General features: G+C 62.3%; 15 protein-coding genes. 8 read left to right on the top strand and 7 right to left on the bottom strand.

The features are described 5' to 3' along the window. The first annotated feature begins 14 nt into the window (after positions 1 to 14). The 4 genes from zur to ACE4QZ_RS02665 all read left to right on the top strand — a co-directional run bounded on the left by zur (position 15) and on the right by ACE4QZ_RS02665 (position 2,879). Entirely contained in the window at positions 15 to 500 is a 486-nt protein-coding gene (gene zur, locus ACE4QZ_RS02680) for a zinc uptake transcriptional repressor Zur (protein ID WP_021784598.1), read from the top strand. Next, positions 497 to 1,270, top strand: coding sequence for a zinc ABC transporter ATP-binding protein ZnuC (gene znuC / locus ACE4QZ_RS02675; RefSeq protein ID WP_021784597.1), 774 nt, complete (start codon positions 497 to 499; stop codon positions 1,268 to 1,270). Before zur ends, znuC begins: the two co-directional genes overlap by 4 nt. Further along, positions 1,263 to 2,045, top strand: a complete 783-nt coding sequence (gene znuB, locus ACE4QZ_RS02670; protein ID WP_021784596.1) for a zinc ABC transporter permease subunit ZnuB — start codon at positions 1,263 to 1,265, stop codon at positions 2,043 to 2,045. The genes znuC and znuB overlap by 8 nt, the downstream gene beginning before the upstream one ends. A 126-nt stretch (positions 2,046 to 2,171) precedes the next feature. Next, on the top strand, positions 2,172 to 2,879 hold the full coding sequence (locus tag ACE4QZ_RS02665; protein ID WP_021784595.1) for a PA5502 family lipoprotein: 708 nt from the start codon (positions 2,172 to 2,174) through the stop codon (positions 2,877 to 2,879). 60 nt (positions 2,880 to 2,939) lie between these two features. Here the strand turns inward: ACE4QZ_RS02665 and katE are convergent, their stop codons facing one another. After that, positions 2,940 to 5,075 (bottom strand): catalase HPII, encoded by a 2,136-nt coding sequence (gene katE, locus ACE4QZ_RS02660; RefSeq protein WP_021784594.1) that lies wholly within the window; start codon positions 5,073 to 5,075, stop codon positions 2,940 to 2,942. A 227-nt stretch (positions 5,076 to 5,302) separates the two neighbouring features. On the opposite strand from katE, the gene ACE4QZ_RS02655 reads away from it, so the two are divergent. The 3 genes from ACE4QZ_RS02655 to ACE4QZ_RS02645 all read left to right on the top strand — a co-directional run bounded on the left by ACE4QZ_RS02655 (position 5,303) and on the right by ACE4QZ_RS02645 (position 7,816). Beyond that, entirely contained in the window at positions 5,303 to 6,310 is a 1,008-nt protein-coding gene (locus ACE4QZ_RS02655) for a methionine ABC transporter ATP-binding protein (RefSeq protein ID WP_021784593.1), read from the top strand. Further along, positions 6,310 to 6,981, top strand: a complete 672-nt coding sequence (locus ACE4QZ_RS02650; protein ID WP_021784592.1) for a methionine ABC transporter permease — start codon at positions 6,310 to 6,312, stop codon at positions 6,979 to 6,981. The genes ACE4QZ_RS02655 and ACE4QZ_RS02650 overlap by 1 nt, the downstream gene beginning before the upstream one ends. 64 nt (positions 6,982 to 7,045) lie before the next feature. Next, entirely contained in the window at positions 7,046 to 7,816 is a 771-nt protein-coding gene (locus tag ACE4QZ_RS02645) for a MetQ/NlpA family ABC transporter substrate-binding protein (protein WP_021784591.1), read from the top strand. 93 nt (positions 7,817 to 7,909) lie between these two features. Here ACE4QZ_RS02645 and ACE4QZ_RS02640 read toward each other — a convergent pair whose 3' ends face one another. The 5 genes from ACE4QZ_RS02640 to ACE4QZ_RS02620 are packed head-to-tail and all read right to left on the bottom strand — an operon-like array spanning position 7,910 to position 11,793. Beyond that, positions 7,910 to 8,542: an SCO family protein gene (locus ACE4QZ_RS02640; RefSeq protein WP_021784590.1), complete on the bottom strand. Its 633-nt coding sequence runs from the start codon at positions 8,540 to 8,542 to the stop codon at positions 7,910 to 7,912. Beyond that, positions 8,539 to 9,432: a heme o synthase gene (cyoE, locus tag ACE4QZ_RS02635; protein ID WP_021784589.1), complete on the bottom strand. Its 894-nt coding sequence runs from the start codon at positions 9,430 to 9,432 to the stop codon at positions 8,539 to 8,541. The genes ACE4QZ_RS02640 and cyoE overlap by 4 nt, the downstream gene beginning before the upstream one ends. Continuing rightward, entirely contained in the window at positions 9,417 to 10,496 is a 1,080-nt protein-coding gene (locus ACE4QZ_RS02630; RefSeq protein WP_021784588.1) for a COX15/CtaA family protein, read from the bottom strand. Before ACE4QZ_RS02630 ends, cyoE begins: the two co-directional genes overlap by 16 nt. A gap of 9 nt (positions 10,497 to 10,505) precedes the next feature. Next, positions 10,506 to 11,087, bottom strand: coding sequence for a hypothetical protein (locus ACE4QZ_RS02625; RefSeq protein WP_021784587.1), 582 nt, complete (start codon positions 11,085 to 11,087; stop codon positions 10,506 to 10,508). After that, a complete protein-coding gene (locus tag ACE4QZ_RS02620; protein ID WP_028697690.1) occupies positions 11,056 to 11,793 on the bottom strand; it encodes an SURF1 family protein in 738 nt (245 codons plus the stop codon). The genes ACE4QZ_RS02625 and ACE4QZ_RS02620 overlap by 32 nt, the downstream gene beginning before the upstream one ends. 51 nt (positions 11,794 to 11,844) lie before the next feature. Between ACE4QZ_RS02620 and ACE4QZ_RS02615 the strand changes: the two genes are divergently transcribed. Then, positions 11,845 to 12,048 (top strand): twin transmembrane helix small protein, encoded by a 204-nt coding sequence (locus ACE4QZ_RS02615; RefSeq protein ID WP_003253030.1) that lies wholly within the window; start codon positions 11,845 to 11,847, stop codon positions 12,046 to 12,048. A gap of 32 nt (positions 12,049 to 12,080) precedes the next feature. Here the strand turns inward: ACE4QZ_RS02615 and ACE4QZ_RS02610 are convergent, their stop codons facing one another. Beyond that, the gene (locus tag ACE4QZ_RS02610) at positions 12,081 to 12,968 is read right to left on the bottom strand and encodes a cytochrome c oxidase subunit 3 (protein WP_020191170.1); all 888 of its coding nucleotides are present in this window, start codon (positions 12,966 to 12,968) and stop codon (positions 12,081 to 12,083) included. Positions 12,969 to 12,976: the final 8 nt, after the last annotated feature.

The following is a 12,976-nucleotide window of genomic DNA, read 5'->3' as shown; positions in this document are numbered from 1 at the left end:
AACCGTCGCTGCCCATGTCCATCACACCGCTGGCCAACCGTCCTCACGACCACTCCCATTGCGTACACAGCGCACTGGCTGAAGCCGATGCCTTGTGCACCCGCCAGGGCCTGCGCCTGACCGCCCTGCGCCGCCGTGTGCTGGAGCTGGTGTGGCAGAGCCACAAGCCGCTGGGTGCCTACGACATCCTCGCGGTGCTCAGTGAGCAGGACGGCCGCCGCGCCGCGCCGCCCACGGTGTACCGCGCGCTGGACTTCCTGCTGGAAAACGGCCTGGTGCATCGCATCGCGTCGCTCAACGCCTTCATCGGCTGCAGCCACCCCGAGCACGTGCACCAAGGCCAGTTTCTGATCTGTCGGGCCTGCCATGTGGCCATCGAGCTTGAACAGAGCAGCATCAGCGAGGCCATCATCAACAGCGCCAAAGGCGTGGGTTTCACGGTCGAGACCCAGACCGTGGAAGTGGTCGGCCTGTGCGGTAGCTGCCGGAGCGCGGCATGAGCGAGGCCCTGATTCGCCTGGAGCAGGTCGGCGTCACCTTTGGCGGCGAGGCGGTGCTCGACAGCATCGACCTGTCGGTCGCCCCAGGCCAGATCGTCACCCTGATTGGCCCCAACGGGGCGGGCAAGACTACCTTGGTGCGCGCCGTACTTGGCCTGCTCAAGCCACATCGCGGCAAGGTATGGCGCAAGCCCAAGCTGCGCATTGGCTACATGCCCCAGAAGATTCAGGTTGATGCCACACTGCCGCTTTCGGTGCTGCGCTTCCTGCGCCTGGTGCCAGGTGTAGACCGCGCGGCAGCCTTGTCGGCGCTGCAGGAAGTGGGCGCCGAGCAAGTCATCGACAGCCCGATCCAGACTATTTCCGGCGGCGAAATGCAACGCGTGCTGCTGGCCCGCGCCTTGCTGCGCGAACCCCAGTTGCTGGTGCTCGACGAACCGGTACAAGGTGTAGACGTGGTCGGCCAGACCGAGCTTTACAACCTCATCACCCGCCTGCGCGACCGCCACGGCTGCGGCGTGCTGATGGTGTCCCACGACCTGCACCTGGTCATGAGCGCCACCGACCAGGTGGTGTGCCTGAACCGCCACGTATGCTGCTCGGGCCACCCCGAGCAAGTCAGCGGTGACCCAGCGTTCGTCGAACTGTTCGGCAAAACCGCACCGAGCCTGGCCATCTACCACCACCATCACGACCACAGCCACGACCTACATGGCTCGGTGGTCGCCCCTGGCACCCATGTTCACGGAGAGCACTGCAAGCATGGCTGACTTTCTTCTCTACGCCTTGCTTGCCGGCTTGTCCCTGGCACTGGTTGCAGGCCCACTGGGCTCTTTCGTGGTATGGCGGCGCATGGCCTACTTTGGCGACACCCTGTCTCACGCCGCCCTGCTCGGTGTGGCCCTGGGTTTCGCCCTGGATGTCAGCCCGGCACTGGCGGTAACCGTGGGCTGCCTGTTGCTGGCGATTCTGCTGGTGACATTGCAGCAACGCCAGCCGTTGGCCTCCGACACCCTCCTGGGCATCCTGGCCCCCAGCACCTTGTCGCTGGGCCTGGTGGTGCTGAGCTTCATGCACGATGTGCGCATCGACCTGATGGCTTACCTGTTCGGCGATCTGCTGGCCATCAGCCCAACCGACCTGGCCTGGATCCTCGGCGGCAGTGCACTGGTCCTGCTGCTGCTCGCTGTGCTGTGGCGGCCGCTACTGGCAGTTACCGTGCACGAAGAGCTGGCCATGGTCGAAGGCCTGCCCGTGGCCGGCCTGCGCATGGCGCTGATGCTGCTGATTGCAGTGGTGATTGCAGTTGCCATGAAAATCGTTGGCGTGCTGCTGATCACCTCGCTGCTGATCATCCCTGCGGCTGCGGCACAGCGGCACGCCCGCTCACCAGAGCAAATGGCCCTGGGGGCCAGCCTACTGGGCGTCACCGCGGTCTGCGGCGGCCTGGCCATGTCCTGGTTCAAGGACACCCCCGCCGGGCCGTCGATCGTGGTCTGCGCCGCGGTGCTATTCTTGCTGAGCCTGGCCCTGCCAAAACGCTGAGAGGCAGGGTGTGTGCAGGCACACCTTGCAACCTTTGGCCGGTAAAGGGTCTGTAAGGCCTATTTTCGAGCGTGCGCACCTGGGTGTAGACTTGCTCGCTTTTTGCGCAAATAGAGAGTCGCAGGAATGAAGCCGTTCGCCTCCCGTTATCTGCTTGTTGCCGCGTTTTCCCTGATCCTGGCTGCCTGTTCCAATGCGCCGGTCGACCAGGCCACCGCACCTGCCCAAGCAGATGCCTGGCAGCAGTTGCAACAGAACATCGCCAGCAATGAGCTGGCTACCGCCGAAGACCAGCTTGCAGCACTGCAGGCCCAGTCGCCGGATGATGCACGCCTGGAGCAATACCAGCGCCAACTGGCCGAAGCCTACTTGCAACGTAGCCAGATCGTCCTGCAAAAGGGCGATGTGAACGCGGCAGCTACCGCGCTGGCCCGCGCCCGTGCACTGATGCCGCAGGCGCCAGCGGTGACCGGCGGGGATGCTGTGACCCAGGCCCGCAAGGCCGAGCTGGAAAAGGCGGAAGCTGCGCTGAAAGCCGCCGAAGCCAAGCCCAAGGCACGCATCATCGACCCGACAGCGCCAAGTACCGTGGTGGCCTTGAAGACCACTGACAGCCGCGCGCTGCGCCGCCAACTGGACGACATTGCCGCCGATGTGGTGAGTTACCAGTGTGAAGTGGTATTTCAGGTACCGCGCACCGAGGATGCACCCTGGCTGAAGACCTTGCTGGAGAAGCGCGTGCGCAAGATTGACAGTGGGTTTGAGCTGAAGCAGAAGCATCAGATCCAGCGCTCGCTGCCGGCACAGGTGGTGCTGGTCCCACATCGGCAGTAAACGCTTCGCGGGTCAACCCGCTCCTATATCAGGAGGGGGTTGACCCGCGAAAAGGCCTTATCAGGCAGGAACCGCTTCAGCTGCCGCCTCCCGCTCCCACACCCGGTGGCCTTCAACCGCTTTGACAAAGGCATCCACTGCCTTCTGCTCATCCCCGAGCAGCAGCCCCTTATCCTCCTTGAGCCCCAATGCGTTCGCCAATTCCTTGGTCAGCACCAGCGCCTTCAGGTGCTTGTAGCCCTCCAGCAAGAAGTGCTTGGCCAATCCGCTAGCCGCCAGCGCATCCGTAGAGGCCTTGCCCGCAGGCACGACAATCCCATCGAACATGATCGAAGGCATCCCCTCCATCGACGCCGCTACCGGTAGTTGTTTGCCATCCGCCGCCTTCACCGGCGCCGAGGTCGGCCCCAGCAGCATCGGCCGGGCACTGTGCGCTTCCAGGGCCTTGACCAGTTTGTCCACGCTGGCAGCGTCCACGCCATCTGCCACCAGCACAGCAATCTTGCGCCCCTTGATACCCACCGAACCTGGGTGGTTCATCTGGCTCAACGCAGGCGATTGCGCAGGCTGGCTACCCTTTACCTGCACCGTACCCGCTTTCGGCGCGGGGAGGCCCAGGTTGGCCGCAACCGCCGCCGCCAGCTTCAAGTCGATATTGGCGAGAATGTCATTCACTTCCCGGGCGCGGATATGTTCACGCTCGACTTTGCCCAATTCGAAACTGTAAGCCTTGATGATGTGCTGTTGCTCAGTCGGGCTCATGCTCTGGAAGAACAGCCGAGCCTGCGAGAAGTGATCGCCGAACGACTCACTGCGCTGGCGAATCTTGTGCGCATCGATACGCTCCTGATAGCTCTCAAAGCCGCCGTCTTGCGCCGCAGGCGGGGTTTCCTTCGGCCAGCCGCCGTCAATCGAGTTGGGTTCGTAGGACGCCCGCCCCTTGTGCACAACGTGCTGGTGCAGCGCATCACGCTGGTTGTTGTGGTTCGGCGATACCGGCCGGTTGATCGGGATCTGGTGGAAGTTCGGCCCACCCAGGCGGCTGATCTGGGTATCGGTGTACGAGAACAGTCGGCCCTGCAGCAGCGGGTCGTTGGTAAAGTCGATACCCGGCACGATATGGCCCGGGCAGAACGCCACCTGTTCGACCTCGGCAAAGAAATTGTCCGGGTTGCGGTTGAGCACCATCTTGCCCAGCGGCGTGACGGGCACCAGTTCCTCCGGGATGATCTTGGTCGGGTCCAACAGGTCGAAATCGAATTTGTGTTCGTCGGCCTCAGGCACAATCTGCACGCCCAGTTCCCATTCCGGGTAGTCACCGGTTTCGATGGCTTCCCATAGGTCACGGCGCTGGAAGTCGGTGTCCTTGCCCGCCAGTTTCTGGGCTTCGTCCCACAGCAGGGAATGCACGCCCTGGCTTGGTTTCCAATGAAACTTGACGAAGCTGGCCACGCCCTTGGCATTGATCAGGCGGAAAGTATGCACGCCGAAGCCTTCCATCATTCGAAGGCTGCGCGGGATGGCGCGGTCAGACATGGCCCACATGACCATATGAGCCGACTCCGGCACCAGCGATACAAAATCCCAGAAGGTGTCATGAGCTGAACCGCCGGTAGGTATCTCGTTATGTGGCTCCGGCTTCACCGCGTGGACAAAATCGGGGAACTTGATGGCATCCTGGATGAAAAACACCGGCATGTTGTTGCCGACCAAGTCGAAATTGCCTTCATCTGTATAGAACTTGACGGCAAAGCCCCGCACATCTCGCACCGTGTCGCCAGAACCGCGTGGGCCCTGAACCGTCGAGAAGCGGACAAAAACCGGGGTGATCTTTTCCGGATCTTGCAGGAAGCCGGCCTTGGTCAGCTCGGCGTGGTTGCCATAGCTCTGGAAGAACCCGTGTGCCCCGGTACCGCGGGCGTGCACGATGCGCTCGGGGATACGCTCATGGTCGAAGTGGGTGATTTTCTCGCGCATGATGAAGTCTTCAAGCAGCGACGGCCCACGATCACCCGCCTTGAGGGAGTTCTGGTTGTCAGCAATGCGCACGCCTTGGTTGGTGCGCAGCGCATGCCCGGTCGCATCGCTGCGGTCGGCCTCCAGGCTCTGCAGCTTGGCATTGGTGTTGGCCCGGTCGGGGGTCTGGGTGCCGGCGGCCTCGCTGTGCTTGGGCGCATCCGTTTTCTTGCTGGGCATGATCGGCTCTCCTCATCAGTCTTAAGGCGTGCCCGTTCAGGGCTTGTGCAAGTAGTGACTGGAGGGCGTTGCCGAGCGTTCAATCAGGATTACCGGTTGTCGCGATATGCCCGATGGATTGGTGCATGACGAAATAAATGCTAAGAACAGCTATGGGAAAAGGCTAAAATGCGCGACCCCAGCTAACCGCTGACCCAAATTTCAATGCGCCCCACAAGGTTCGCTACGTGATCGAGTTCCAACAGGTACATAAAACCTACCGCGTTGCCGGTAGGGAAATCCCCGCACTGAATCCGACCAGCCTGACCATCGAAGATGGCCAAGTGTTCGGCCTGATCGGCCATTCCGGCGCCGGCAAAAGCACCATGCTGCGCCTGATCAACCGCCTGGAGGAACCCTCCGGCGGCAAGATCATCGTCGACGGCGAAGACGTCACCGCGTTCAACGCCAGCCAGTTACGCGGCTTCCGCCAGCAGGTCGGGATGATTTTCCAGCACTTCAACCTGCTGGCCTCCAAGACCGTCGCCGACAACGTCGCCCTGCCGCTGGCCCTGGCCGGCGAGCTGTCGCGCAGCGAAATCGACAAGCGCGTCACCGAGCTACTGGCTCGCGTTGGCCTGTCGGACCACGCCAAGAAGTACCCGGCACAGCTGTCCGGTGGCCAGAAGCAGCGCGTCGGTATCGCCCGCGCCCTGTCGACCAACCCGAAGATCCTGCTATGCGACGAGGCCACCAGTGCCCTCGACCCGCAAACCACGGCCTCCGTGCTGCAACTACTGGCCGAGATCAACCGTGAACTGAAGCTGACCATCGTGCTGATCACCCACGAGATGGACGTGATCCGCCGTGTCTGCGACTGCGTGGCAGTGATGGACGCCGGCAAGATCGTCGAGCAAGGCTCGGTGGCCGAGGTGTTCCTGCACCCGCAGCACCCCACCACCAAGCGCTTCGTCCAGGAAGACGAGCAGGTCGACGAAGGTGAGCAGCGCGACGACTTTGCCCACGTTCCAGGCCGCATCGTACGCCTGACCTTCCAGGGCGACGCTACCTACGCGCCGCTGCTGGGCACCGTGGCCCGCGAAACCGGTGTCGACTACAGCATCCTCGCCGGGCGTATCGACCGCATCAAGGATGTCCCCTATGGCCAGCTCACTCTCGCCCTGATCGGCGGAGACATGGAAGCGGCGTTCGCCCGCTTCAAGGCAGCTGACGTACATATGGAGGTAATGCGTTGATGGACGCTCTGAGTTTCTTCGCCAACGTCGACTGGGCCGAAATCTGGCTGGCCACCGTCGATACCATGATCATGCTGTTCGGCTCGCTGTTCTTCACCGTGCTGCTGGGCCTGCCACTGGGTGTGCTGCTGTTCCTCTGCGGGCCAAAGCAGATGTTCGAACAAAAAGGCGTCTATGCGCTGCTGTCGCTGGTGGTCAACATCCTGCGCTCGCTGCCATTCATCATCTTGCTGATCGTGATGATCCCGTTCACCGTGCTGATCACCGGTACCTCGCTGGGCGTTGCGGGTGCCATCCCGCCGCTGGTAGTGGGTGCCACGCCGTTCTTTGCGCGCCTGGTTGAAACCGCCCTGCGTGAAGTGGACCGCGGCATCATCGAGGCCACCCAGTCAATGGGTGCCACCACCCGCCAGATCATCACCAGTGCGCTGCTGCCGGAGGCCCGTCCGGGCATCTTCGCGGCCATTACCGTAACCGCCATTACCCTGGTTTCTTACACCGCCATGGCCGGTGTGGTGGGTGCCGGTGGCCTTGGCGACCTGGCTATCCGCTTCGGTTACCAGCGTTTCCAGACAGATGTGATGGTAGTGACCGTGGTACTGCTGCTGGTACTGGTTCAAGTACTGCAGAGCGTGGGCGACAAACTGGTCGTGCATTTTTCCCGTAAGTAACCCCAATGGGGTCGGCCTGGCCGACCCGTTCGGGGGCCGTCGCGGCCCTCACAAGGAGTGATCAATGAAGAAGCTGCTTGCTGTCGCTGCCGCTGTCGCGGCCTTCTCGGCCCAGGCCGATACCCTCACCGTCGCCGCCACCCCGGTGCCGCACGCCGAGATCCTCAACTTCGTCAAACCACAACTGGCGAAAGAAGGCGTAGAGCTGAAGGTCAAGGAATTCACCGACTACATCCAGCCGAACGTGCAGGTGGCCGAAAAGCGCCTGGACGCCAACTTCTTCCAGCACCAGCCTTACCTGGATGAGTTCAACAAGGCCAAGGGCACAAACCTGGTGAGCGTGACTGGCGTGCACATCGAGCCACTGGGCGTGTATTCGACCAAGATCAAGAAGCTCGACGAGCTGTCCTCCGGCGCCACCGTGGTCATCCCCAACGACGCCACCAACGGCGGCCGCGCCTTGCTGCTGCTGGACAAGGCTGGCGTGATCAAGCTCAAGGACAACAAGAACATCCTGTCGACCGTGAAGGATGTTGCCGAGAACCCGAGAAACGTGAAGTTCCGTGAGCTGGAAGCCGCCACCATCCCGCGCGTGCTGACCCAGGTAGATGCCGCCCTGATCAACACCAATTACGCGCTGGAAGCCAAGCTGAACCCGGAAAAAGACGCGCTGGCCATCGAGGGCAGCGACTCGCCTTACGTGAACATTCTGGTTGCCCGCCCGGACAACAAGGACTCGGACGACATGAAGAAACTGGCGGCTGCACTGCACTCGCCAGAGGTGAAGCAGTTCATCATCGAGAAGTACAAAGGCGCTGTGGTTCCGGCGTTCTGAGCCGAACTATCACGCTGGACTCTTCGCGGGTAAACCCGCTCCTACACACATCGTTGTAGGAGCGGGTTTACCCGCGAAGCTTTTGGGGCTGACTCAATCCCGCTTGACCAGCCCCGGCAGCTGCGCCCCCAGCTTCTGGTTGTTGAACGGCGCCCGAATGAACCCACGCTGTCGTCCATCCGGACCGACAATCGCCAGGTTACCGCTGTGATCCACGGTATACCCCGGCTTGCTGGTATCCGCAGGAATGAACGGAATGCTCAAGGCATTGGCCAGCTTCTGGGTATCCTCGATCGACCCCGCCACGCCGACAAAGTCCTTGTCGAAATAGCCCAGATACTGCTTCAGCTGGTTCGGCGTATCGCGGTTAGGGTCCACACTCACCAACACCACCTGCAGCCGGTCGACGGCATCCTTGGGCAGCTCGCTCTTCACCTGGCGCAGCTGGGCCAGAGTGGTCGGGCAGATATCCGGGCAGTAGGTGTAGCCAAAGAACAGCAGCGACCATTTGCCCTTGAGGGCATCCATCTGCACCGGCTGGCCGTCCTGGTTGGTCATGGTGACATCGGCCACGGCGCGGCTCTGCGGCAGCAGGATGATGCCCGCATCGATCAGCTCGGCAGGGTTGGGCTGGTCACGACCATTAAGCACCTTGTTGACGGTCAGGCCCATGATCAACGCGACCAGGGCAACGAGGATGAAGACGGTTTTCTGGGTTCGGGTCATAGGTTCAGCAACAGGTAGTGGTCAAGAAGCAACGCAATGAACAGCGCGAACAGGTAGCCGATAGAGTACTTGAAGGTGCCGATCGCTGCGTGCGGCCGGCTGCTACGGTACAACACCCAGGCCCAATGCAGGAAGCGCAGGCCCAAAGCCAGGGCACAGGCCAGGTACAGCGGGCCACTCATGTGGATGGCATACGGCAGCAGGCTCACTGCCAGCAAGACCAGGGTGTACAGCAGGATATGCAGCTTGGTGTAGTACTCGCCGTGGGTCACCGGCAACATCGGGATATCGGCCTTGGCGTATTCCTCCTTGCGGTGGATGGCCAGCGCCCAGAAATGCGGCGGGGTCCAGGCAAAAATGATCAGCACAAGCAGCAAGGGTTCGGCGCTGACATGGCCGCTTACCGCCACCCAGCCGAGCAACGGTGGAGCGGCGCCGGCCAGGCCACCGATGACGATGTTCTGGGGCGTGGCGCGCTTGAGAAAGCCAGTGTAGAGCACCGCATAACCGAGTAATGAGGCCAGGGTCAGCCAAGCGGTGAGGGCGTTGGTGAACACCAGCAGCAGGACCATGCCTAACAGGGCCAAGGCCAAAGCGAACAACAGCGCCGGCAGGGGCTCGACTCGGCCTTGGGCCAAAGGCCGTTTGTGGGTGCGCGCCATCAGCGCATCGATGCGCCGATCCACCACATGATTGACCACCGCCGCGCCACCCGCGCACAGGCCGATACCCAGGTTGCCAAACAACAGCACGCTCCAGCTGACGCCCGCCCGGGTGGCCAGGAACATGCCCGCCAGCGAGGTGATCAGCATCAGCACCACCACCTTGGGCTTGGTCAGCTCAAGGTAATCGCGCCAGCGAGCCCGTCGTACGCTTAGAAGCGTCGCCACGAGTCGTTCCTCATATGATGGGAAATGCCCACCCCGACCACGGGCCGCAGACGCCAGCCATGGCCGACGCCCACTCGAACCTTGTCGACCACTCGAATGCGGTAGTTCACCAGCACCATGCTCAGCAGCAGCATCGCCCCGCCGGCATTGTGCGCAACAGCCACCGCCAGCGGCAGGTGGAACACCACATTGCTGATGCCCAGGCCCACTTGCAGGGCCAGCGCCAGCAGCACCAGCCGTGCCAGGCCGGGGAGACCACAGCGGTGCAGCTTCCAGCTGAGCATCAGTAGCACGCAGGTCACCAGCAGCGCGCCCAGCCTGTGGCTGATGTGGATGGCCGTACGCGCATCACTGTCCAGCTGCCCGCCAAGGTAATTGGGCCCGACGTGTTGGGTCAGGTGGAAGCCGTTGCTGAAGTCCGCCGCTGGCCACCACTGGCCATGGCAAGTCGGCAGGTCGATGCAGGCCACGGCGGCGTAGTTGGCGCTGACCCAACCGCCCAAGGCGATCTGGCCGATTACCACCAGTAGCGCCAACGCCGCGATTCGGCGCAGGCTCAGCGGCAGTTTCGGCAAGGGCGCAAAGGCCCGGGACAGACGCAGAGACAACAGGAACAGCAAGCTCAACGTGGTAAAGCCACCCAGCAAGTGCGCCGTGACCACCTGCGGCCATAGCTTCAGGGTGACGGTCCACATACCGAAGGCTGCCTGGGCCAGCACCACACCCAGTAGCAGCATGGGCAGGCGATAAGGCTGCCCATCGCGGGCATGCCGGCGCACTGCCTGAAAGGCGAGCAGGGCGATCACCACGGCCAGGCTACCGGCGAAATAGCGGTGGACCATTTCGGCCCAGCCCTTGGCAGCCTCCACTGGGTGCTCAGGAAAGTGCAGCTCGGCATGGGCCAACTGCGCGTCGCTCTTGGGCACGCTGATAAAGCCATAGCACCCTGGCCAGTCGGGGCAACCGAGGCCGGCGTGGGTCAGGCGGGTATAGGCACCGAGCAGGACGACCAGCAGTGCCAGCAGGGTGGCGAACACAGCAAGGCGAAATCCAGGTCTGGCCATGGCAGGCTCCTAGCCGATATTGGACAGCTTGAGCAGGTGGCGCAGGTCATCCAGCACATGCTTGCCGTTGACCTTGCCGTCATAGCGCAGCACCAGGTTGCCGTGCGGGTCGACGATCCACAGCTGCGGGCCGGGCTCGACAACCTTCTGCTGGTAACGTTGCGCATCCAGCGGGTAGCGCTGCAACTGCGGGTACTCGCGGCCGAGCAGTGCCTGGTAGTCGGCACTCAGCGGCTGGGCGGCGGCCAGCGCGTGGCTGGCGCGGCTGGCATCACGCCCCAGCCCGACCTGAATCTGCCGAGCCAGGTACACCAGGCGCTGACAGTCTTCGGTGCAAGCCTGGGGTGCGCTGACCAGCAACTGCCAGCGATTGTCCTGCCCTGCCACGCCGAGATCGGCACGGCTTTCCCCATTGCCAATCATGGCACCATGGTAGCTGCGGCCTTCCGGCACCCAGAATTTGAGCTTGTACATGCTGGTGGCCAGAACCATCGGCCCAAGCACCACCAGCAGGATAAGCAACAGCTGCAAACGCCCACGGGCTCTGGGTTTGCTACGTTCATGCGCGTCCAGTGGAGTGGCGGTGGCCATGGCGTTTCTCCTTGTTTTGGTGCCAGCCGAAGAAGAGGTAGAGCAGAACCAGAGCGGTCGCCAGGGCAAACCACTGCACGGCGTAACCCACGTGTTTTTCGGGGCTCATGGCGACAACCGGCCAGTCCAGGCGATAGCTCGCCGGGCCCGGCTCCAGGCGCAATTCCTGGGCGAAGCCTTCGCGATCAAGCTGTTGCCATAGCAGCGCGGCATCGATAGCGGTCAACAGATGTGGCCATTGCCCGCCGATGGGGTCTGGGTGCAGCTGGAAGGTGCTGCCAGGCGCGACATACACAGAGGCATCCAGCGCCAAGGCCTGCGCAGGGGTTTCGAAGTGCACCGGCAGCCGGCGGTCCTGCCATGGCAGCCAGCCACGATTGATCAGCAACCACAGGCCGCTGGCTTGGTCGTGGAAGGGCTGCAGCAGCTCGACACCGGCTTTGCCGTCGCGCATGCGGTTGTCCAGCAGCACGCTGTGCTCGGCGTCGAAGCGGCCATACAAATGCACGCGGCGGAAGGCGTTGTCTTCTTTCGAGAGGAGCTGGGCGGTGGTGATCGGCGCTTCAATCCGCCGTTCTGCATAAGTGGCCAGCAGCACGCGCTTTTCCTCGGCACGGCCGAGTTGCCAGCAACCAAGCGCAATCAGCCCCGGCAGCAGCGCAAGCACTACCAGCGTCGGTACCCAGCCTGGGCGAAACGGCCTCACGGGCGCCTCGCTATACTTATCCACATCACCGCATCCCCCCGGAGTAACATCATGCTCAAGGCCGCGATTGTCCTGATGCTGTTGGCCACCATTGCCAGCCTGTTCAGTGGCCTGGTGTTTCTGGTCAAAGATGATGAAAACTCGACCCGTCTGCTCAAGGCCCTGACCGTACGGGTGACCCTGGCAGCCCTGACCATAGGCCTGGTCGCCTGGGGTTTGATCAGCGGTCAACTGGTCTCTCACGCCCCTTTCTGAAGTTCTCAACCGCCCCTACAGCGTTCTCGTGTTCACAACACATAGACAAAGATGAACAACCCCACCCACACCACATCGACGAAGTGCCAGTACCAACTGGCCGCCTCGAAGCCGAAGTGTTTTTCCGGGTTGAAATGCCCGCGCAGAATGCGCACGAACATCACAATCAGAATGATCGTGCCCAATGTCACGTGGGCACCGTGGAAGCCGGTAAGCATGAAAAACGTCGCACCGTAGATCCCTGAGCCCAGTGTCAGCCCCAGCTTGGTATAGGCCTCGTGGTACTCGAAGGCCTGCAGCGCGATAAAGCTGATGCCCAGGACAATGGTCAGCGCCATCCAGAATTTCAGCGGCCCGCGGTGGTCACGGCGCAAGGCGTGGTGGGCAATGGTGATTGTCACACTGGAACTGACCAGCAGGATGGTGTTGATCAGCGGCAAGTGCCACGGGTCGATCACTTCCTTGGGCGGCGGGAACAGCTTGGGGTCGGGGGTGTGCAGCAGCGGCCAGGTGAATTCGAAGGTTGGCCACAGCATGTGCGCAACACCTTTTGCCCCTTCGCCACCCAGCCACGGCCCCGCCAGTACGCGCACATAGAACAGCGCACCGAAGAAGGCCAGGAAGAACATCACTTCAGAGAAGATGAACCAGCTCATGCCCCAGCGGAACGAGCGATCCAGCTGCGGGCTGTACAACCCGGCGCGGCTCTCCTTGACCACTGCCCCAAACCAGCCGAACAGCATGTAGGCCAGAAACAACGCACCCACAAAGAAAATCAGCGGCCCGTGCGAATCCGGGTGGCCCGCCTTCATGTCGTTGAACCAGGTGCCCAGGCCAAACACCGTGATGAACATGCCGATGGTGGCGATGATCGGCCATTTGCTCTGCGCCGGAACGTAGTAGTGCTCATGACTTGCCATTGCTGTTC

It is taken from the genome of Pseudomonas sp. DCA-1 (assembly GCF_046523955.1).
Taxonomy (GTDB): Bacteria; Pseudomonadota; Gammaproteobacteria; order Pseudomonadales; family Pseudomonadaceae; genus Aquipseudomonas; species Aquipseudomonas putida_Y.
The sequence above is the reverse complement of the archived record's forward strand: the minus strand, read 5'-3'. Positions and strand labels throughout refer to the sequence as shown.

Excerpts from the sequence above, each read along its gene's own strand:
- zur (WP_021784598.1), top strand. The coding sequence starts at position 15 with ATGTCCATCACACCGCTGGCCAACCGTCCTCACGACCACTCCCATTGC.
- znuC (WP_021784597.1), top strand. The coding sequence starts at position 497 with ATGAGCGAGGCCCTGATTCGCCTGGAGCAGGTCGGCGTCACCTTTGGC.
- znuB (WP_021784596.1), top strand. The coding sequence starts at position 1,263 with ATGGCTGACTTTCTTCTCTACGCCTTGCTTGCCGGCTTGTCCCTGGCA.
- ACE4QZ_RS02665 (WP_021784595.1), top strand. The coding sequence starts at position 2,172 with ATGAAGCCGTTCGCCTCCCGTTATCTGCTTGTTGCCGCGTTTTCCCTG.
- katE (WP_021784594.1), bottom strand. The coding sequence starts at position 5,075 with ATGCCCAGCAAGAAAACGGATGCGCCCAAGCACAGCGAGGCCGCCGGC.
- ACE4QZ_RS02650 (WP_021784592.1), top strand. The coding sequence starts at position 6,310 with ATGGACGCTCTGAGTTTCTTCGCCAACGTCGACTGGGCCGAAATCTGG.
- ACE4QZ_RS02645 (WP_021784591.1), top strand. The coding sequence starts at position 7,046 with ATGAAGAAGCTGCTTGCTGTCGCTGCCGCTGTCGCGGCCTTCTCGGCC.
- ACE4QZ_RS02640 (WP_021784590.1), bottom strand. The coding sequence starts at position 8,542 with ATGACCCGAACCCAGAAAACCGTCTTCATCCTCGTTGCCCTGGTCGCG.
- ACE4QZ_RS02630 (WP_021784588.1), bottom strand. The coding sequence starts at position 10,496 with ATGGCCAGACCTGGATTTCGCCTTGCTGTGTTCGCCACCCTGCTGGCA.
- ACE4QZ_RS02625 (WP_021784587.1), bottom strand. The coding sequence starts at position 11,087 with ATGGCCACCGCCACTCCACTGGACGCGCATGAACGTAGCAAACCCAGA.
- ACE4QZ_RS02615 (WP_003253030.1), top strand. The coding sequence starts at position 11,845 with ATGCTCAAGGCCGCGATTGTCCTGATGCTGTTGGCCACCATTGCCAGC.
- ACE4QZ_RS02610 (WP_020191170.1), bottom strand. The coding sequence starts at position 12,968 with ATGGCAAGTCATGAGCACTACTACGTTCCGGCGCAGAGCAAATGGCCG.